Raw genomic sequence first — 18,666 nt, 5'->3', positions numbered from 1 at the left:
ACGTGTTTTGGTTGGTTTGGTCACTTACCTAGACAACGACACAACATTTTTTGCTTCATTGATTATCAAATATTTTTCAATAGCACAACGCGTTAAAAGCATTATTCTTTAAAAAAAATGAATTTATGGCAAATCAGTCAAAAAATCCCGGCCGCCCGGCCATCTTCACTCAAGAGCTTGCAGATAGTTTCTGCGAACAAATTGCCACCACATCCAAGAGCCTTCGGACTATCTGCGCAATGGATGGCATGCCTTCTGTTAGTACTGTTTTGAAGTGGATAAGGGAAAATACCAACGGGTTTTCGGCACAATACGCGCGCGCGAAGGAAGAACAGGCCGACATGCTCATTGAGGACATGCTCGAAATCGCCGATGATGGGACCAACGACCTTATGACGATAACCAAAGGCGATATTTCTTATCAAGTAGAAAACAAGGAAGTTACAAACCGGTCCCGGTTGCGCGTTGAAACCCGCAAATGGATCGCCAGCAAGCTGAAACCTAAGAAATACGGGGATAAGCTCGATGTAACAAGTGATGGTGATAAAGTCAAGGCTAACCCGACCATTATCAAATGGGGTGATAAAGAAATCTCCGTATGATCATCTTTACGGACAGGCAGTATGGGGCCATGAATGCCATTGCTTAATTCTTCAAGCTATCAATCTCAATGCCGCCGGCTCTGTATTTCCCTGGAGAACATACGGTGGTGTAAAAGGTGGAGGTCATTACCAGGCCTCCAGTGAAGTAATGCAGCCGGAATGTGTCGGCCGGGCTTATCCTTCCGGGCATCACCACGCCCAGGGTATCGGAAAGCATTCTGAAGGCGATTGTATCGTATTGGTTTTGGAATAGGGTATAAATCTTGCCATCGTTGCCAAAGAGGATATAATCGCCGGCGTTAGCTCGGTAATAAGAATTTGACCTGGTACGCGGTGTTCCGTTGCAGGTGGTGAGCGTGTCGATCTCTGAACTACTTGTGTAAGCCCATTTTTGGTACAGCCGATTTTGCGGGGTGTTCGAACCGCTTTTGGAGCAGGAGAGGATCGCGCCAAAGGAAAAGAATGTAACAGATAGTAGTACTAAACTGAAAGGTTTCATTAGTGTCATTTTTTTAGTTCATTATAGAAAAGTTGAGATAATTTTTGGAACTCTTTTGACCGTTTTTCTTTTATATCCACATCATGATACTTTGAGTCATAATAAAACCTAATTGACGTAATAGGTTGAGAAGAAAGCTTTTGCAAGCTATTTTGGGATATTGAATATTGATGGTGATAGCGATATACAGATGAACTCCCAACTATCTCATAGCTCTGCAGCCCTGTTGAAGTGATGTAAACAGTTGACTTGTCTGCAAGCAAGAATATTACTTGGTCATGTTCCCCAATCACACCTGCTGCTGTATTTAATCCGTCAAAAATTATGAATGCTGATGTGTCGACTGAACGGTAATAGCATTTGATTACATTAGGATATAGTGCCATTGCGGAACCATAGATCGTCACATTATCAGTTAAAATCTTTTTTTCATTAGTGAATTTATCAACCTCGATTTTTTCAATTTTTTGCCCTGACGAGTAGTTTGAAATAAGTATCAAAAAAAAGGTAATAGAAAAAAAGGCTTTGCTGATTCTCATATTAAATTAATTTTTATGATTAAAAGTAATAAATATGGGACATATCTGACCTAAAGATTTTTCTTGATAAGAGTCAGCTTCGTTGAGTGAACGTTAATCGCCACGATACATATTTAAAAGAGTTTGGTCGAAACCTTAGGCGTATTCGTAAAGCAAAGGGATTTACAATGGAAACTCTTGCGTATGAAGCTGACATTGAATACAGGCAACTGGGCCGGATCGAACGTGGCGAAATCAATACGTCAATTCTATCGCTGCTTAAAATTTCAGAAGCTCTCGGTATAGAAGTTTATACACTTTTCCAATTTGCAGCAAACGTGGGTAAATGATTTGATTTGTACCCTATTTGTACCTTATTCCTGTAACTTATTGACAACCAATTCGAGTCATTTTCTGCATCGGCAAGTAACCGCATCACTATACATCCGTATTCTACACTAATTACATTGATTATCAGTAGATTTCATTTGCCTTTCTTTGCCCTTTCTTGCCTTTAGTAGGCATATTCTAGGTACTATTCCGTTACTACTCTTGATTTGTAACAGATTTGGGAAATAGCGGACAGATTATGGGTAACAATGATACAGTATGATACGCAAACAGATACTAATGATACACAATGATGTAGAAGTTTACGACGGGTGATAACATTTTGTAAAGAAGATATTAAAGAGAGTCCGTATATTGTAATACTGTTATTTATATGAATAAGTTGCATTGTATTATACCCAAATGGAAAGATTTATATGAAAAAAGAGACTATCATAACAGAAATTCTTAAACAGCGAAGAACTGAGGAAGACCAGTATGCGCTTCATAAAGCCGTTGGCAGAGCAGACGCAGAAGTAAGTGGTGTACCATACAATATATTCTGGCTTTACAATAATGAATTAGACAGAGCTTACGGTAATTTTGATAAGCAAAGAATAGTGCATAACCATCCACCGGCATTTGCTATTGCTAAAAACAGTAAGCTGGGAGAAGTAATAATAAGTAGAAAGAATGGAACATACAAAACGGCGAAAGGAATTATTGAGGTTGATTTCAAAAGCCTAACAACATATACCCCATCTAAAACTCCAAGAGTTGATGCCATCAATGGTTCTATCGAAATTCCAAATAAAAAGAAATTCCTGTTTCGTTCAGCTTATGAACTTCAGCACTTGGTTGAAGAACCTGGTTTAGAGGATAAAAAACTCGACATTGATCAATTGCTTAAAGATCAATTGGAGGCGGAAACCTTGGGTAAGGAATTAAACAAGCTAGAAAGGGAGCAGATTGAAACACTTTACAACATTACACGGTATATAAGAGATAATAATGAACTACGTCAGCAACCAATTCCTGATGCTATACAGGACGGTATAAAAAGATCAAGAATATATACTGGCCCGTTAGTAATTGATGGTGGTCCGGGAACCGGCAAGACAACAACTCTTATTCATAGGATAAAATTTCTTATTGACTCAACAATAACGGACTATTGGGATAAAGCAGAAAGCTTGTTGCCCGAACTGCAAGGAAACAAAGGGTGGGTATTTTTTAGCCCGAACCCACTACTCCTTGGTTTTTTGCAAAATGCTATGGCAGAAGAAGGGTTAAAAGCATCATCCAACCGTACAAAAGTCTGGAACAATTACTTAAATACAGAATTGCTCTTTAATTATGGGTTGGTCGGCCCGGATAAGCCATTTCAGTTGTATCGTCATTCAATGGACAGTTTGCTGAATAATGACCCATCTCTTCTGAGTAAACTGATGAATGACCTCGAAAAATTTATTCTGAAGCAACTTAAACAGCGAATTGAAAAAAGTCGATTATTTAAAATACTAGATGAAGAGCTAAAGAAAATTTGTTTGCCTCTTGTGGCGAATGCTGCAAGTCTTGCAGATGCCGATACAATTTCAAGGTTCATAATTATTGCAGATGATTTAGCGGAGAATTTTGGCGAAGCAATAAAATCAAGAATAAAACAGATAAATGAGCAACTTCAGGCAAATACTGATACTATTCAACTTCGGCTGACAAGAGATGTGGATAATTACCCGAAAGTCATTTCATTTCTAAAAGAGCAATTTGAAAAAAGGGTTACAATGGAGGAAGAAGAAGATGATGAATTAGAAACAGAAGAAACTTCAACTATACTTGCTGCTGCCTTTAATGAACAAGTTGAGCTAAGGAAAAATATTAAAAAATGGTTCAGAAAGTATTTGCTCAATAAAGCTACTACCGACGAAAAGATACCAGAAAAACAAAAGGAATGGATAGAAATAGTAAGTCAGCATTGCAATGATCTTCCAACAGAAGAATTAGCCAATAGAGTTTTGTTTGCAAAAAATATTATTCCTCTTATAGCAGGATCTGGTCCATTATTTTTCCGTAAACTAACCGCTGTTTATAAGGCATTCCGAAGAACGCTCCCTGAATGGTTTGAAAGCAATGGTTTGTTGGATGCAGTCAGTAGAATCAAAAAAATATTGGAAGAAAAGGAAGCGAGACTTCATTACGATGAACGTTGCATTCTGATTTTATTTGTTAATACAATTATTCGGCAATTACAAAGACAAAATGCTATTGTTTTTAGAAATGAAGGTGATTTGTTTATCCAGGCATTCAAAGATCAACAACGTTTTGTCATCGGAATTGACGAGGCGTCTGATTTTTCATTATTAGAACTTGCCTGTATGCATAGTTTCAGTCATCCTCTTTATAACTGTACTACTTTATCAGGTGATTTGATGCAAAGAATGACTAAGGATGGTTTATCTGATTGGGAAGCATTTATTAAATACCTTGGAGATGTAGAAATCCGTAGCCTTCAAACATCTTATCGGCAGTCACCTACTTTATTAAAACTTGCGAAATTTTTTTACGAGAAAGTAACGGGTAGAAAGGCTTTATACGATTCTTATACTTCACCATCACCCTATGAACCCCAACCTGAAATTAAACATGTTAGTAACATTGAGGATAAGATCATTTGGATTGCTAAAAAAATTCAAGCTATATACAGGACTTATGGTAATAAAATACCTTCAATCGCAATATTTGTTCCTACTAATGAAATGGTTTTAAGTGTTGCCAAAGACCTTAAAAGCTGTGATATGCTTGCAGACTTTGGAATAGACGTACAGGGGGTAACTGAAGAAGGAGGCCTTATGCAGAAAGGAAAAGTTGGCATTTTCAATATTCAGAATATAAAAGGACTGGAATTTGAAGCAGTCTTCTTTATTGATATTGACCGAATTGAGGACTCAAATACTGAGCTATTACAAAAATATGTTTATGTGGGATTGTCAAGAGCCGCTTACTATTTATTTATTACATATCATAATAAACTTCCTGATGGATTAGATTTTTTATCACAGTATGAATAAAATAGTATACATATCAAAGCCGCCTCCACCATCTTCATCAGCTGCCTACAGAAACAGATCACTGCATTTATTGAATACATGACAAATACTTGCTAATTTAAAATAAGGCTACTTGATTGATAAGATTGGGCAAATATTATGGTATGCAATGTTTTTCACCCCACTGGTGACAATTCCACTGGTTTGGAGAAGAAGTACACAGACAAAAACATATCGTGTTCTTATTGGAATAGCGATAGCGTTAGTAATCTCATTTTTGTTTTTTGTTGTCAGTATGGGAATATTACTGCGTAATGGGCTTGGGCTGACTTGACAAAAGAATTACGGCCTCCACCATCTTCTCCAATTGTTTACAGAAACAGATCACAGCATCTCTCTCCTTTGCTTCATCATAAATGTTATTCGGGGTAGTCAAAGCCACTTCCAGCAGATTATGTAGGTATTCCCTCACCTCAATCAACTTCACATCTTCAAAGAACCGCTTAATAACCGCCATGGGGTTTTCTTTCTCTTCTTGAGTTAACCAGATGGGTTGGCTGTAAAACTCCGGGTGTAAATCAAAAGGTTGCATGATTAGTGGTTTTGACTGCACTATCACGTAAGGAATGGAACTGACAAAAAAATGTTGTGGTGGATGGTTGGGTACAGGAACTTCAGATTAGTAACTGAAACCGAAAATACCCAAACACAATGAGTAGCAACATTTATATAGAAAGAGTTTGCCAACACTGCAACAGTAAATTCATTGCCAGAACAACCAAAACGAAGTATTGCTCGAATAAATGTAGTAGCATGGCGTATAAGCATGCAGCAAGACGGGAAAAACTGGAGATCGCAAAGATTGAGACCAGTATCACAGGAAAGATCAGAACAAAGGTGAATTTCCCGGGGCTGGTTGGAAAAGAACTTTTAACGATAACGGAAGCAAGCGCACTTTTGAATATTACCCATGTAACCCTCAGAAGGTGGATAAAAGAGAGCCGTATTATTAGTTCTAAAATAGGGAAAAAACATTTAATAAGACGTGAATATTTGGATGCGTTGATTCAATGACTAACATCTTTAAAAATCTGCGATTATTTCGATAGGGTGGAGAGCTCCTAACCCGGCAAGTGTCTGTGAGTTAACCTAGCGACATCAGATCGTAATGTAAAACATGATATTGCACTTTTTGCAACATTGCAATATTCAGCAGCCCGTCCTTTGAAAAAAACACGATTATTTTAATGGGGGTGGGCAGACCCCAACCCGGTGTCCCCTACAATTTTAACCCTCACAGCATGCGATCACATTATAAACTACGATTTTGCGTTTTTGCAACATTGCAATATTGCAAGTGTGCTCTTTTTTTGATTTATTGGGTTGTATACACCAGTATGCAGTGTATACTCTCGTAAAACGGTTTTAAATCGATTTTAAACACTGTTTTGAAGAGTAAATACTGGTTTTGATTGTATAGGAACCGGGTATTTTCGTGTGTAGAAAATACCTTTTTGGGTATTGGAAAATAACAACCCGCAAAAACAGTGCTTCCTGTTGGCAGTTTCAGTTACTAGTCGGAAGGTTAGTCCATCATTTAGTAACAGAAAACGCAAAAAAGCATGAAAATTCATCTTAGAAAGAGGGTAGGCAGGTTATCCGCAGGAAATGAGAAAAGAGGTAAAAAACAAATGGCAAGCCTGTATCTGACTTGCATCCCCAGACCAGGAGCAAAGGTTCAATATGAATGGCTTAACCTTCACGTTTACGAGAACCCAAAGACAAACATTGAAAAAGACCACAACAAAGAAACCATGCTGCTGGCGGAATCTGTTAAAGCACAACGGATATTAGACCATCAAACAACTGGTCATGGATTTGTGAGCAGTGTAAAGGGTAAAGTGGGTTTCCTTGATTATTTTAAGAAACTGGCTGACAGGAAACGAGAAGATTCCAACGGTAATTATGGTAACTGGCAGAGCGCTTACGAACACCTGAAGACATATATTGGAAGGAGGGAGTATACACTGGATCAGATTGATGAAAACTTCCTTGAAGGATTCAAACAATACCTGCAGGGTAATATCGTAAGAAGGGGAACCGGTAAACTGGGAGCAAACTCCTCTCTTTCGTATTATAACAAGGTAAAAGCAGCATTGCGGGAAGCGTACATGAATAAAATGATCAAGGAAAACCCCAGTACCCGTGTAAAGGGATTAAAACCGGGAGAATCACACCGCCAGTACCTGACTTTGGAGGAATTACAGACATTGGCTGGAACGCAGTGTGATAATTCATTGCTTAAGAAAGCGTTCCTGTTCAGTGCGCTCACCGGATTACGGTGGAGTGATGTAAAAAACCTGTGTTGGAATAAGATACGGTATACAGAGAATGGTGGATGGAACCTTGAATACGTACAGAAGAAAACCAAAGCAGCGGAGATTTTACCGTTATCTGATCAGGCGATAACAATACTGGGAGAGAAACAGGATGTGAACACACATATATTTAAAGACCTGTGTTACCACACCCACATGAATAAACAGCTTCAGGATTGGATCAACAGGGCTGGAATCAATAAGAAAATCACTTTCCACTGTGCAAGACACACGTTTGCCACGCTGCAGCTTTCAATGGATACTGATATTTATACGGTGAGTAAACTGCTGGGTCACCGCCACCTGAAAACGACCGAAATCTATGCAAAAGTGATCGATAAAAAGAAGATCGAAGCGGTACAAAAACTCTCTTTTTTATAATTTTAAATACTAATTTTTTTATCATTTGTTGAATTTCAATCACCTGTATCCCTTTATGATAAAGGGTTCCAGTCAAATTTGACTGTTTCCTACAGTTGCGATGCATTCACAGTTTTCAGAAATTGGAAAAATGCAATACAGCAAAGGGTTTCGTTTGATTTTTCACACCCCCTGCTGCAGTCTTTATTTCATAATTATTTGATAATCATATCATATTAAAAAATAAAAAGTAGAATTGAACGCATCAGTTAACATTCAGCGAAAATTCTAGTTTTGTCGCGGCCTCCGCGATTGATGGGGACGAGAGATATAAAATGTTCAATCAGAACATTATTTAATCACTCAAAAACCATCAAAAATGGAAAAACAAATCCTACAGGAGTTGCAAGAAATAAAACGACTCCTATCACTTCACAAAGAAGTATTCACTCTTGAAGAGTTCTGCACTTATGCAGGTCTTTCACTAAATCAAGGCTATCATTTAACGTCAACCCGGCAGGTACCATTTTACCGACCCTTTGGTAAAAAGATTTACCTGCGTAAAGATGATGTAATGGACTTTCTATTGAAAAATCCAGCAGGTACTCGTGCAGCAATCGCAAAGAAATCAGTATTAAACACAATTAAATAGCATAACAATGCAACAGACAATTTCAAAATTTAGGAACATGTCAGTTCCCACAGGAGTAATGAGTTTACAACAAGTTTATGACCTTATCGTAGGTGATGATCTGATGGAACAAACCAATCAGTTGAGAACCCTATTAAGAGAAGGAAAGAAAGCGGAGTTCGATGAACAAAAAAAGAAGCTACCTGCTGTTACCTTTTCAGGAGAGTTCGAAGGGGGTAGAAAGACTGAAAATCTGGTCAGGTATACCCAACACGTTTGTCTTGATTTCGATAAAATACCTACTCCAGAAGAACTGGGGCGTGCAAAAACAATAATAAAAGACGAGGTAATGACGAAGCTGGTGTTTGTAAGTCCTTCAGGTAAAGGGTTAAAAGTTGTTGTTGAAGTCGAAGCGTCAGTGGAAAACCATAAAGATGTGTATACACAGGTTGCGAAACACTATGCGGATAAAATCGGGTTCCCAGCAGACTACACTTCTGATGTCCCGCGTCTTACATTCCTTTGTTGGGATAAAGATGCATTTTTCAATGAGTTGTATGAAGTGTTTGCTTATCAACCAGTAGAAAAGAAGCAGGAAGCAAGGAAACCAGTGGAAAGAAAAGAAGAACCCATTGACTGTCAAGTGAGAGAGATTTTTGATTATGCAGTAAAGTACACTGAAAAGGTAATCAAGTTCGAAGAGAATAGCCGAAATAATTTTGTGTTTACGCTGGCAAACAACTGTAACAAATGGGGTCTATGTAAAAACTTTGTAATTGAGTTGTGTATTGATCGGTATACTGAAGATGGCTTTGACGACGCAGAGATTGAGCGAATAATAAATAACGCTTATAAAAAAGGTGAACTTTATAACAGTTGGAAAAGACCAGTCATATTACAACCGGAGGTTTTGATTTCAAAAGAAACACTTCCCATTGTAAATGAAATTACAGAGGATACAACGCCATTCTTCAATGATGATGTGTACGACAACCTCCCGGGATTAATACGCGATGTAACCGATGTGTTTACAGTGAAAAGAGAGAAGGATATGTTCCTCCTGTCTTACGTCACAATTATAAGCGGATACTTGCACTCTATAACTGGTTGGTATATTGATGATCTTTTGTATGCAAACATTTATTCACTCCTTATTGCTCCTGCTGCATCTGGTAAGCGGATGATGAGTAAAGCAATGGATATATTTTCATGGGTAGATGCTAATAAAAAAACAAATTACGCACCCCTGATTTCGATCAATGGTACCTTTAAATCTATCATAAACCAACTGAATAACAGTGGTGGGACAGGGGTATTATATGACGAAGAGGTTGAGGCGCTGAGTAAGTTCCTGAAGTACGACAAGAATGGAATAAGCTTCCTTCTAAAGCAGGGATACGATAACAGAGTGTTGCGAAATGGAAGAGTTGCATCGAGCCTGGAAATAGTACAAACGCCTAAGTTTTCGTTTTTGACTGCTGGCAACCCTCACCAGCTTCCGAATGTAGTTCCGGTTGTCAGTGATGGAGCGTTTAGTAGAAACCTGTTTTATACCTACAACGAGGTGACACCATTCTATGATGTGAGACCTGGGGGATGGAAAAACTTTGTTGAACAAAAGGAAGAGTATACAGAGCAGTTATCCACCCTTATTGATTTTACACTTTCACATCCATTTGATTTCACATTTACAGATGATCAGTTTGATCGTATCAAAACCAATGGGTTGGAGCTACAACAACAGTATAATGTAGCAAAGGAACAACACATGGATCAGGTGATAAAACGGAACGGACGTGCAATTTTCAAAATTGCAATGCTGCTCAGCGCATTCCGAAAGTGGTCAGAAAGGAACAGTGATGATAAATATATCTGTCACGATACTGATTTTAATACTGCTTTTTCAATGATCGAAACATTGACTGTTCATGCTTACTTCGCCGGACAAATCTTAAAAGGTGAAGGAAAAACCGCAGTATCGAGTGTTATAGATAGGAAAACCAAGATGCTGGATGCAGTTCCGGATTGTTTTACAAAGGAACAGGCAGAACAAGCACTCAAAGATCTCGGGTACAAAGTTCATGGGCGAACCGTATACAATTATTTGCAAAGCATAGAGAAAGACCACATCGTGACTCATGATGCACACAACAAGTATTGTAAGAAGTCCGTGTAGTAAAACAGACAATAAAGACCGGCTAGAACTTCTGGCCGGTCTTTTTATTTCGATATTGCAATTGCAATATTGCAACGAGATGTTTCTTTGTTCCAGCTATATAAATAATAAAATACAGATTCGAGGTGATATTTCCAAAAGGTACCGATTCCGATAATCCCACTCATAGACCTGAATAATACAAAGGGTGAGGGATTCCTCGCACATAACGGGAAATTTCAATCCTGATCTTAAAATAAAGGAAAGAGACGGTCGGATAGTTTGAATCGAAAAAAGTACACAATGTGTAGATAAAAAAAACTACTCTTATAGTTTCACATCTACAAGCACTTTCAAATCAACTTTCAAGGCTTTTGCAATTACATACAGGGTGGATATGGTGGGATTGTTCTCACCGCGTTCAATGCGACCAATCTGTGACAGGGGTACGTCAGCTTCATTGGCAAGGTCCTCCTGGGATAGTTCCTGTTCCTCCCGTAAGGCTCGTATCCGTTTACCAATGGCTGTTACTAACTTCTTATTCTTCACATTAATCACATGACCAAGGTGGGGCTAAGTATTTTTTTAAATAGACGCATATATGCATTATTTTTGGAATACAGCTCACAAAATGCAGGTATAAACCATGGAACTAACAGCCTACAAAGACCTGATCAAACAGATACCCTACAGGGAACACTCTTTTGAAACCAAAAAGGAGGTGTGGGAGGGTTACCAGCACAATGGCCACTTCGGCCAGTTTTACAATGAAACCTTCAACACAGACCCGACTATTACTATTTCAAGAGGAGATGTCTTCAATATCGCCAGTAAAGACGCAACCAGTGGTATTTTTTCGACGATTCTGTGGGGGTACCCCAAAGGGTACACTCGTGGTAATAATATGGATATACTGTTCCCTTTGTTTCTTGAACAGGTGGAATATTTATCAAACCTGTTGTCCACCAAGAAACATATTACTACAGGGGAAATGGAACAGGTACTTAAAACCTGTAAAGGAATAGGACTAAGTACACTTAGTAAGCTGCTGTATTTTTTTAATGTCAAGCTTGAAAGCCACGGATGCTTGATATTCGATACCAGAATTATCGGAGTTCTTAATAACAATCAGTTTACAGAGTTCAATTCACTTGTAAATATCCGCGAACACAATAAAGAGCGTTTCTATCCAGATTATCTGAAAATATGCGCAGAGTTGAGCGCGAAACACGGATATAAACCAGATCAACTGGAACTATTCCTCTTCCTGTTCGGAAATAACCTGAAAAACCAGTAGAAATCCGTTGTAACCCGAACAATCGGTCTGATTTTCAGGAAAAATACAAACACGATGAAAAAAGCAATTATCCTGACTATACACCTTTTGTGTATGGTTAATTTCTACTCAAAAGCCCAGAAATTTGGGGACGCAGCTGAAAAAGTGAAATTTCTTGTTCAAATGCATATGCAAGAATCTTATGATTGGCAAGGCCCTCACTCCGTTCGAGAAGACTACAAAGTAGTAATGGCCAACGGTAGTATCAGTGAAGTAATCTTGCAGCAAGAAAATGTTCCAGAAATGTTTTTACGGCGACCTATTTCTTTCAGGACAAGATATGTAATGAACGCAGGTGTATTAAGTCGCGTGCTGAAGGAATATTTTGATGTAAGCGTGTCAGACCTTATGAGGTCGTTTAAAGCAAATTATAATGGTAATAAGATAAACGATTACTATTTCAATGATGATTATTCGGCTTATACGAAGATATATTTAGGCTCAAACCAGTTAGCTACTGCTGAAACAAAGACAACGAAGTTGAGCGACTTTCCACCGAGTGTACGAGAAACTGTAAAAAAGTCAATGAATGAAGCAAAGAGCCGAATTACACTGCAACAGGAAAATGAAAGAATCACGCAAGCGCAAAGAGAAGTTGAAGATTACAACTTCAGGCATACACGTTATGATCTTGGAGAATATGATACTACAATGTTCAACCGGTTTCTGAATGTGTTAAAGAAGAATTTCTTGAACTATTGCAGAGGTAATGCTCCTGAGTATAAGGATTTGTGGTATGGGTATAAAGGTGCCTCAAATGGCTTCATCAGTTACAATAATGTTTATAATGTTTTGTACGAAATGGAAGATAATAGCAGGGAGACCGAACAAAGAGGAAATGTTATCATAGCAGGCTCTAATGATATACGCACAGTTGTATCCGGTCAATTATTATCAGGAACCGATAACGATATGAAAATAGTACGGACAAGTAGTGTTCCGCTTCCGATGATAACCTTGTATGGAAAAAAGGTTCTTACAAAGGCCCAAATAGATTCTATGCGAATATTCTTTGTTAAAGGGATTACTATTGCGAAATGCGGGAAAAAAGGAGTTGAATTTACGAAGCTCCCGCCGCAGGAAAATATTAAGCCATACATTGAAGGAGTGCTGGCGGAGAAGAAAGGGCGGTTCATTGTAAGATATGAAGTGGCAAATATTCTGAATGAGAATTTCACAAGTATCACTTTCAAACCTTACATAGCACTCTTTGGAGAATATCAAGAAGAATATAAGGGAAGGTGAGCCCCACTTAGAATTGTTGGAGATGATAATTCCTTTACTAATAGGTAAGAACAGTAATGGGGAAGACAAATACATTGACCTTGCTGCAATTTCATTATTGATGGTTTCTTACAGCAGGGATAATCAACTGACAGAAGTGATTAGTAGACTGTTACAACTGAACAGTTACTACAAGGAAAAAAATTACATCATCGCTACGTCAAAGATTATTCAACAAAACCAGCATATAAATAACGATGTCGTTTTCTTAAAGGACGACCCCGGAAAATCGACCGTTAAGTCAAGACTGCATTTATTGAAAAGGGTGCAGAGGGAAATAAAAAAAAGAGAGAAGGTCGCAGACAAACAGGAACTACCACATCAATTCTTAATTATTGATGACGTATGGGATTTGGTTACTGCGAAACCCCAATCGGTTGGCTTATCCCTAATGAGCATATTACTTGACGGAGTAACTGTAAAGGTTCACACGATCTTGGCCAGTGGACTTTCTTACCGGAACCTGTTGCAGCAGCTTATACAAATCAATCCATCATTGAATATTGAACTTGAGCGGAGATTTGGTAAGCCCATCCCGAAACAAATGAACGTATTGGGTACAGAGCTAATATTTTCGCCTGATGATCTGATCTTTCTGAAAGAAGTCGGCGACATGGAAATGAAACGGTTTTTCCGATAGAGTATTGAAATGGAAAGATTTCCCGATAAAATCTTTAAATTGGGGCTATGGCACTTATCATTAATCCACGGAACAAGCAGCAGGAAAAAGTAGTAAGAGCTTTTTTGAACAGTCTTGATATTGGTTTCTACTCCGAAGCCGAAGAAGATGCTGCTTTGGTTAATGCTATACAGAAGGGAAAGAAAACTGCACTGCTTACAAAAGCTGAGAAAAGGGATTTCCTGAAACATTTAAAACAAATAGAGTAAGCCAGTTTCCGTAAAAGTTTAAAGAAGTCTAAGTAAACAGTTGGATGTATACCGGGCAGAAAAGAAGCTGGTGTCATTCTCAGAAGCTTACTCGAATCTATTAATCTATATTGATTATCAATCTATTAGATTAATATAGATCCTTTCAATTCGCAATTCGCGAATTGCGAATCGTGCGATAAGGCCTTAGAATAAACAAAAAACCGCCACAAAACAGATAGTATGCGCATTGTTTTGAAATATGCGTATATTTGGAGTATGAAAGCAAGATTAAACCTTACCATTGATGATGCCCTGCTTGAGCATGTAAAAGGGTATGCAGTAAAGCAGCAAACCAGTATTTCAGAATTGGTTGAAAATTATTTTAAATCTGTTACGAAACCTGTAAAGCGTAAGAACATTCTCACTATGGTGGACGAGCTGAAGAAGCCTACTAAGGTTGATACAAAAGCAGACCTGAAGGAATTGTATTATCAGGATAAAGCAAAGAAGTATGGCTTTTAAAGTGTTTCTTGATGCCAATATTCTGCTTGATTTCACATTAAATCGTGATAATTCGGAACAGGCGAGACGGGTTGTAGCGCTCGCTGTTGAAGGGGGTATTCAGGCTTTTATTACACCTTCTGTTGTCCATATTCTTGGACACTACTTATCGAAGGAGTACGGTAATACTAAAGCTAAAGAGTTATTGCTTGGACTCCTTGCAGATATAACAGTCATAGATCTACCACATGAGATTGCAGTTAATGCGCTTCATTCGAAGATCACTGACATTGAAGACGCACTACAATATTATACAGCCATTCATCACAAACTCGATTATTTTATTTCACGCGATAAACAATTAAAAAAACAAGGCGTTCCGGCATTGGCTGTTTATACCCCGGAAGAATTCTTAAAAGAGTTTGAAAGCTAAACAGTTACAATTCTGATACTAATTCCTCTACAACCCACTAAAATCAACCAAAGTCATTTTCTGCATCGGCAAGTAGCCGCCTCATTATCCAGGCACGTTCTCCTGCCCCCTTTTGTCCGAAATCTATAAGTCTTTGTCCGGATTTTGATAAGGTTCTCTCAGGTAAACCCCGAATTTAACAGGCAAAGTAGAAACAATAACATTAAGTAAATATGAAATGCATTTTCCGCTTCATATTTCTATTGCTGGGGTTTATGACCATCGCAGGCATATCCCAAAACAGGAATGTCGATAGCTTAAAAAAAGCTTTATACCTGGCAAAAAATCCTATTGAAAGATTCGATATACTCAACAGGATCGCAGAGGATTATTATAATGTACCCTTAAAAAGGGGGCAGGTAGTAAAAATGTGAATAATGATTAACTTCGTGTATGGCATCTTTTAAATTGGATAGGACATCATTTAAGGCCCAAACAGCTGCCGCAGCAGCGGATCATGCAGCTTATTACAAGAACTTAAGCTGGCAGGAACGATTGAAGGTGTCTTCGTTTCTTAATAGTGTTGCCTACAACTACCCAGAGAATACCCCTCCCAAACTTGATCGAACTAAGTTTGCAGCTAAATCCAGACCCGCTTGAGTAATATATTCAACGAAGATTTTAGAGACTTCCTGTCTGCACTTAATAACAATGAAGTCCGTTATTTACTTGTTGGAGGGTTCTCAGTGATATTGTATGGTTATTCCCGTACAACCGGCGACATGGATATATGGGTTGATCGTACGAGTGAGAATTATCAAAAGCTAAAAAAAGCTTTTTCTGAATTTGGCATGCCGGTTTTCGACATGACGGAAGATAACTTTCTGTTCCATCCGAACTGGGACGTATTCACATTTGGAAATCCACCCGTAGCAATCGATGTTATGATCAGGGTGAAGGGCTTGGATTTTGAAACCTGTTTCAATCAATCGGTATTGTTTGAAGATGATGGACTGAAGATCAGAACCATTCATAAAAATAACCTGATTGAAGCCAAGAAAGTATCAGGTAGGTCAAAAGACCTCAACGATCTTGAAAACCTTCAGTCTGAATGATGAAAAGAACTTCGAATAAATATAGTAGTCGGGTATCTAAGCAAACAGCAAAACGGAAAAGTATCATTCAGCTGATAGAGAAGTTGAAAAACCTGATATTGACTCCAGTGCTGACCTCAAAGACTTTTTCTATCGATGGTAATCTTGCGAAATGGAAAGTGTTTCAATCTATAATTGCGAACACTCGTGAAATTAGCTACAAAAGGCTTAGCCAATGAGCAGCATATACACTGCAAACTTATATATTGCAAAATTCGATTACATTGATCAATTGAATCCGATTTTGGAGTAGCATTTACTTTAAAAAATCATTCAGATAGCCTAATATAGTTTTCGTTTGCATCATCAGGGTAACATGCCCTTGTGAAGGAACAATGGCCAAATGCGATTTTGGCATCGGCGCCAAATCAGCAGCAACACCACCTCCCAATAGTTGATAGGTTTTTGCCAACTCAATTTTATCCAGTCCGTCGTTGTCGCCGGATATGATTAATACAGGTGCAGCAATTTTCGCAACCTTGGAATCACCGACATTGAATGGAACCTGAGCGAAAGCAAACATCTGCGCTAAAAATTTTCTCCATTTTGTTTTATCAGGCGCCACCGCATCGTATGCGGTTTTTATGGGTGTGTTATCGAAAAATTCAGGTTTAAAATTTTTAAACCCACCATTTACTATGGGGAGCCAACCATTGCTTTTATACGTAGAAGAAATGATCACTAATTTTCTTAACCGTTTAGGACTTTGTACAGCAAACTGGTAAGCCACAGAGCCGCCCATACTATATCCTGCTACATCGGCACTGTCTATGTTCAGGTAATCCATCAGTTTTTCCACGTCACTTGCTAAAGTAGTGATTGATAATGCCCTGTCTGAATACGGCGTATGCCCATGCCCCTGCATTTCAATGGCAATTACTCTCCTGGTTTTCGATAACTCAGGAATCAATTGAGCCCAGTTCATTTCAATGGTATAAAAAGCGCCATGCAGCAAAATGATTGGCTTGCCCTCACCATATACTTCGTAATAAACTTTGATGCCATTCACAGGGGCGTAGCCACTAGCGGAAGGTTTGGTTTCTTGTCCGTTCGATTGAAATACAGCAGATATAATGACTGCAATGAGCAATATTGACCTAAGTAAATTGGTGTTGAGTAAATTTTTCATAACACAGTGTAACTTATAGTTTGAATTGTATTTACAGTACAAATATGGAAGATATTTGAGGATTTGAGCTGTGTAAATACGACAAATTTAGGGCTGAATGCGACAACTGCGGCTATTTGGATGTATTTGCAAAAGTGCTTATCTTAAGTTTCGTAAATACAAGAGTTATATGAGAAAGATAATTTCATTCATGCACATATCGCTCGACGGTTTTGTAGCAGGACCGAACGGAGAAATGAACTGGATCAAAGTTGATGAAGAAATCTTTGATTATGTAGGTAAGCGGATAAGCGAAGGCGACACCGCATTATACGGCCGGGTAACTTACCAGATGATGGAAAATTACTGGCCTACCGCAGGAGACAAGCCGGGAGCCTCCAAGCATGATATTGAACATTCAAAGTGGTATAAAAAAGTTCACAAAGTTGTTTTGTCAAAAACAATGAAGGAGGATGGTTTAATTAATACAACAATTATAAACGGAAATATTTCTAACAACATAAATGAAATAAAACAACAGCCAGGTAATGATATCTTGCTTTTTGGCAGTCCAGGAGCAACACATTCATTGATTCAACTGGGCTTAATTGATGGCTACTGGCTCTTTGTTAACCCAATTGTTCTTGGAAAAGGCATTCCATTGTTTGTAGACATCAAAGACAAAATAAAACTAAAACTATTGTCTACCCGGCAATTTACTTCCGGGGTAACTGAACTGAATTACACAGTAGATAGACAATAACTGTTAGCCGTAAATGTATCGTCTTATCAAAAAACCATAAATGAAAAACCTCGTTTTGACATTATTCATTGCTTGCTTTGCTTGTTCATCGACCTTGTACGCCCAGATCGTCAAGCTTGATAAAAGCAAACTTGAAGCAGTTAATGTATCTATGTTGGTTGAAAAATTCATGGGAAAAGAAGTGGTGAAAGTCATAAAAGATACTGCCGTGAATCAACCTGATGCGTCTACTTTCGCTAAACTAAAAGGTATTGCATTCAAAAACGGTACGATTGAAGTAAAGGTATTGAGCAGGCTGCTTCCCAACGCAGCTCAGTGGGCCCGCGGCTTTATTGGCATCGCTTTCAGGATCAATGACAATGGCTCCCAATTTGAAAGCATTTATATACGCCCAACGAATGGAAGGGCTGACGACCAGGTAAGAAGAAACCATTCAATACAATACTTTTCATATCCCGATTACCCGTTTTCAAGACTTAGAAAAGAAGCTCCTGAACAATATGAATCCTATGCAGACATGGGATTGAATGAATGGATAACATTGAAGATTGTTGTTCTCGGCAGCCAGGCGAAGCTTTTTATAAACAATAGTAAACAGCCATCTCTGATCGTTAATGATCTGAAACTCGGGTCAAATACTGCAGGAGCCATTGGCTTTTGGGCTGATGGAGGAACAGAGGGCTACTTTGCTGATGTAAAGATTTATGAAAGTAAATAG

The 18,666-nt window shown here is 38.4% G+C and carries 21 protein-coding genes; 16 read left to right on the top strand and 5 right to left on the bottom strand.

Annotated elements, in window-relative coordinates; all coding sequences use genetic code 11:
- Nucleotides 1-125: 125 nt before the first annotated feature.
- The gene (locus BLU98_RS04510; protein WP_092722431.1) at nucleotides 126-602 is read left to right on the top strand and encodes a terminase small subunit-like protein; all 477 of its coding nucleotides are present in this window, start codon (nucleotides 126-128) and stop codon (nucleotides 600-602) included.
- Between the two features lie 43 nt (nucleotides 603-645).
- On the opposite strand, the gene BLU98_RS04505 is transcribed toward BLU98_RS04510, so the two are convergent.
- A complete protein-coding gene (locus BLU98_RS04505) occupies nucleotides 646-1,101 on the bottom strand; it encodes a hypothetical protein (RefSeq protein WP_092722429.1) in 456 nt (151 codons plus the stop codon).
- Nucleotides 1,102-1,106: 5 nt separating this feature from the next.
- Entirely contained in the window at nucleotides 1,107-1,640 is a 534-nt protein-coding gene (locus tag BLU98_RS04500; RefSeq protein WP_092722426.1) for a hypothetical protein, read from the bottom strand.
- Nucleotides 1,641-1,726: 86 nt separating this feature from the next.
- On the opposite strand from BLU98_RS04500, the gene BLU98_RS18015 reads away from it, so the two are divergent.
- Complete coding sequence (locus BLU98_RS18015) at nucleotides 1,727-1,969, top strand: helix-turn-helix domain-containing protein (RefSeq protein ID WP_092722424.1); 243 nt, start codon at nucleotides 1,727-1,729, stop codon at nucleotides 1,967-1,969.
- A 417-nt stretch (nucleotides 1,970-2,386) separates the two neighbouring features.
- A complete protein-coding gene (locus tag BLU98_RS04490) occupies nucleotides 2,387-5,017 on the top strand; it encodes an ATP-binding domain-containing protein (RefSeq protein WP_092722422.1) in 2,631 nt (876 codons plus the stop codon).
- A 283-nt stretch (nucleotides 5,018-5,300) separates the two neighbouring features.
- Here the strand turns inward: BLU98_RS04490 and BLU98_RS04485 are convergent, their stop codons facing one another.
- Nucleotides 5,301-5,588: a hypothetical protein gene (locus BLU98_RS04485; protein ID WP_092722420.1), complete on the bottom strand. Its 288-nt coding sequence runs from the start codon at nucleotides 5,586-5,588 to the stop codon at nucleotides 5,301-5,303.
- 221 nt (nucleotides 5,589-5,809) lie between these two features.
- On the opposite strand from BLU98_RS04485, the gene BLU98_RS04480 reads away from it, so the two are divergent.
- From BLU98_RS04480 to BLU98_RS04465, 4 genes are all read left to right on the top strand, one after another.
- Nucleotides 5,810-6,070 (top strand): helix-turn-helix domain-containing protein, encoded by a 261-nt coding sequence (locus BLU98_RS04480; RefSeq protein ID WP_257574702.1) that lies wholly within the window; start codon nucleotides 5,810-5,812, stop codon nucleotides 6,068-6,070.
- Nucleotides 6,071-6,618: 548 nt separating this feature from the next.
- Nucleotides 6,619-7,755 (top strand): site-specific integrase, encoded by a 1,137-nt coding sequence (locus tag BLU98_RS04475; protein WP_092722416.1) that lies wholly within the window; start codon nucleotides 6,619-6,621, stop codon nucleotides 7,753-7,755.
- Between the two features lie 358 nt (nucleotides 7,756-8,113).
- Entirely contained in the window at nucleotides 8,114-8,386 is a 273-nt protein-coding gene (locus tag BLU98_RS04470; RefSeq protein ID WP_092722414.1) for a helix-turn-helix domain-containing protein, read from the top strand.
- A 37-nt stretch (nucleotides 8,387-8,423) separates the two neighbouring features.
- Nucleotides 8,424-10,541: a BT4734/BF3469 family protein gene (locus BLU98_RS04465; RefSeq protein WP_257574701.1), complete on the top strand. Its 2,118-nt coding sequence runs from the start codon at nucleotides 8,424-8,426 to the stop codon at nucleotides 10,539-10,541.
- A gap of 306 nt (nucleotides 10,542-10,847) precedes the next feature.
- On the opposite strand, the gene BLU98_RS04460 is transcribed toward BLU98_RS04465, so the two are convergent.
- The gene (locus tag BLU98_RS04460) at nucleotides 10,848-11,069 is read right to left on the bottom strand and encodes a helix-turn-helix domain-containing protein (protein ID WP_092722468.1); all 222 of its coding nucleotides are present in this window, start codon (nucleotides 11,067-11,069) and stop codon (nucleotides 10,848-10,850) included.
- 97 nt (nucleotides 11,070-11,166) lie between these two features.
- Between BLU98_RS04460 and BLU98_RS04455 the strand changes: the two genes are divergently transcribed.
- From BLU98_RS04455 to BLU98_RS04415, 7 genes are all read left to right on the top strand, one after another.
- Nucleotides 11,167-11,817: an 8-oxoguanine DNA glycosylase OGG fold protein gene (locus BLU98_RS04455; protein WP_092722410.1), complete on the top strand. Its 651-nt coding sequence runs from the start codon at nucleotides 11,167-11,169 to the stop codon at nucleotides 11,815-11,817.
- A gap of 54 nt (nucleotides 11,818-11,871) precedes the next feature.
- The gene (locus BLU98_RS04450; protein ID WP_092722408.1) at nucleotides 11,872-13,101 is read left to right on the top strand and encodes a hypothetical protein; all 1,230 of its coding nucleotides are present in this window, start codon (nucleotides 11,872-11,874) and stop codon (nucleotides 13,099-13,101) included.
- Nucleotides 13,067-13,780 carry a hypothetical protein gene (locus BLU98_RS04445; protein WP_092722406.1) on the top strand — a complete coding sequence of 238 codons (714 nt, stop codon included), beginning with the start codon at nucleotides 13,067-13,069 and terminating at the stop codon, nucleotides 13,778-13,780. Before BLU98_RS04450 ends, BLU98_RS04445 begins: the two co-directional genes overlap by 35 nt.
- 47 nt (nucleotides 13,781-13,827) lie before the next feature.
- On the top strand, nucleotides 13,828-14,028 hold the full coding sequence (locus BLU98_RS04440) for a hypothetical protein (protein ID WP_092722404.1): 201 nt from the start codon (nucleotides 13,828-13,830) through the stop codon (nucleotides 14,026-14,028).
- Between the two features lie 222 nt (nucleotides 14,029-14,250).
- Nucleotides 14,251-14,532 (top strand): DUF6364 family protein, encoded by a 282-nt coding sequence (locus tag BLU98_RS04435; protein WP_092722402.1) that lies wholly within the window; start codon nucleotides 14,251-14,253, stop codon nucleotides 14,530-14,532.
- A complete protein-coding gene (locus BLU98_RS04430; RefSeq protein WP_092722400.1) occupies nucleotides 14,522-14,944 on the top strand; it encodes a type II toxin-antitoxin system VapC family toxin in 423 nt (140 codons plus the stop codon). Before BLU98_RS04435 ends, BLU98_RS04430 begins: the two co-directional genes overlap by 11 nt.
- Nucleotides 14,945-15,579: 635 nt before the next feature.
- Nucleotides 15,580-16,038, top strand: a complete 459-nt coding sequence (locus tag BLU98_RS04415; RefSeq protein ID WP_092722394.1) for a hypothetical protein — start codon at nucleotides 15,580-15,582, stop codon at nucleotides 16,036-16,038.
- Nucleotides 16,039-16,333: 295 nt separating this feature from the next.
- Here the strand turns inward: BLU98_RS04415 and BLU98_RS04405 are convergent, their stop codons facing one another.
- A complete protein-coding gene (locus BLU98_RS04405) occupies nucleotides 16,334-17,248 on the bottom strand; it encodes an alpha/beta fold hydrolase (RefSeq protein WP_257574700.1) in 915 nt (304 codons plus the stop codon).
- Between the two features lie 127 nt (nucleotides 17,249-17,375).
- Here BLU98_RS04405 and BLU98_RS04400 point away from each other — a divergent pair, with 127 nt between their 5' ends.
- Together BLU98_RS04400 and BLU98_RS04395 are read left to right on the top strand one after the other, a co-directional pair.
- The gene (locus BLU98_RS04400) at nucleotides 17,376-17,948 is read left to right on the top strand and encodes a dihydrofolate reductase family protein (RefSeq protein ID WP_092722388.1); all 573 of its coding nucleotides are present in this window, start codon (nucleotides 17,376-17,378) and stop codon (nucleotides 17,946-17,948) included.
- A gap of 40 nt (nucleotides 17,949-17,988) precedes the next feature.
- A complete protein-coding gene (locus tag BLU98_RS04395) occupies nucleotides 17,989-18,666 on the top strand; it encodes a hypothetical protein (protein WP_092722386.1) in 678 nt (225 codons plus the stop codon).

This window comes from Hydrobacter penzbergensis, from assembly GCF_900106985.1.
Taxonomy (GTDB): domain Bacteria; phylum Bacteroidota; class Bacteroidia; order Chitinophagales; family Chitinophagaceae; genus Sediminibacterium; species Sediminibacterium magnilacihabitans.
Note: the sequence above shows the minus strand (reverse complement) of the source record. Positions and strands in the feature narration are given on the sequence as shown.

What these genes read in the sequence shown, in the direction of transcription:
- BLU98_RS04480 (WP_257574702.1), top strand. Translation starts at nt 5,810, where the DNA reads ATGGCGTATAAGCATGCAGCAAGACGGGAAAAACTGGAGATCGCAAAG.
- BLU98_RS04395 (WP_092722386.1), top strand. Translation starts at nt 17,989, where the DNA reads ATGAAAAACCTCGTTTTGACATTATTCATTGCTTGCTTTGCTTGTTCA.
- BLU98_RS04470 (WP_092722414.1), top strand. Translation starts at nt 8,114, where the DNA reads ATGGAAAAACAAATCCTACAGGAGTTGCAAGAAATAAAACGACTCCTA.
- BLU98_RS04455 (WP_092722410.1), top strand. Translation starts at nt 11,167, where the DNA reads ATGGAACTAACAGCCTACAAAGACCTGATCAAACAGATACCCTACAGG.
- BLU98_RS04400 (WP_092722388.1), top strand. Translation starts at nt 17,376, where the DNA reads ATGAGAAAGATAATTTCATTCATGCACATATCGCTCGACGGTTTTGTA.
- BLU98_RS04430 (WP_092722400.1), top strand. Translation starts at nt 14,522, where the DNA reads ATGGCTTTTAAAGTGTTTCTTGATGCCAATATTCTGCTTGATTTCACA.
- BLU98_RS04450 (WP_092722408.1), top strand. Translation starts at nt 11,872, where the DNA reads ATGAAAAAAGCAATTATCCTGACTATACACCTTTTGTGTATGGTTAAT.
- BLU98_RS04485 (WP_092722420.1), bottom strand. Translation starts at nt 5,588, where the DNA reads ATGCAACCTTTTGATTTACACCCGGAGTTTTACAGCCAACCCATCTGG.
- BLU98_RS04490 (WP_092722422.1), top strand. Translation starts at nt 2,387, where the DNA reads ATGAAAAAAGAGACTATCATAACAGAAATTCTTAAACAGCGAAGAACT.
- BLU98_RS04475 (WP_092722416.1), top strand. Translation starts at nt 6,619, where the DNA reads ATGAAAATTCATCTTAGAAAGAGGGTAGGCAGGTTATCCGCAGGAAAT.
- BLU98_RS04440 (WP_092722404.1), top strand. Translation starts at nt 13,828, where the DNA reads ATGGCACTTATCATTAATCCACGGAACAAGCAGCAGGAAAAAGTAGTA.
- BLU98_RS04510 (WP_092722431.1), top strand. Translation starts at nt 126, where the DNA reads ATGGCAAATCAGTCAAAAAATCCCGGCCGCCCGGCCATCTTCACTCAA.
- BLU98_RS04500 (WP_092722426.1), bottom strand. Translation starts at nt 1,640, where the DNA reads ATGAGAATCAGCAAAGCCTTTTTTTCTATTACCTTTTTTTTGATACTT.
- BLU98_RS04505 (WP_092722429.1), bottom strand. Translation starts at nt 1,101, where the DNA reads ATGAAACCTTTCAGTTTAGTACTACTATCTGTTACATTCTTTTCCTTT.
- BLU98_RS04465 (WP_257574701.1), top strand. Translation starts at nt 8,424, where the DNA reads ATGTCAGTTCCCACAGGAGTAATGAGTTTACAACAAGTTTATGACCTT.
- BLU98_RS04435 (WP_092722402.1), top strand. Translation starts at nt 14,251, where the DNA reads ATGCGCATTGTTTTGAAATATGCGTATATTTGGAGTATGAAAGCAAGA.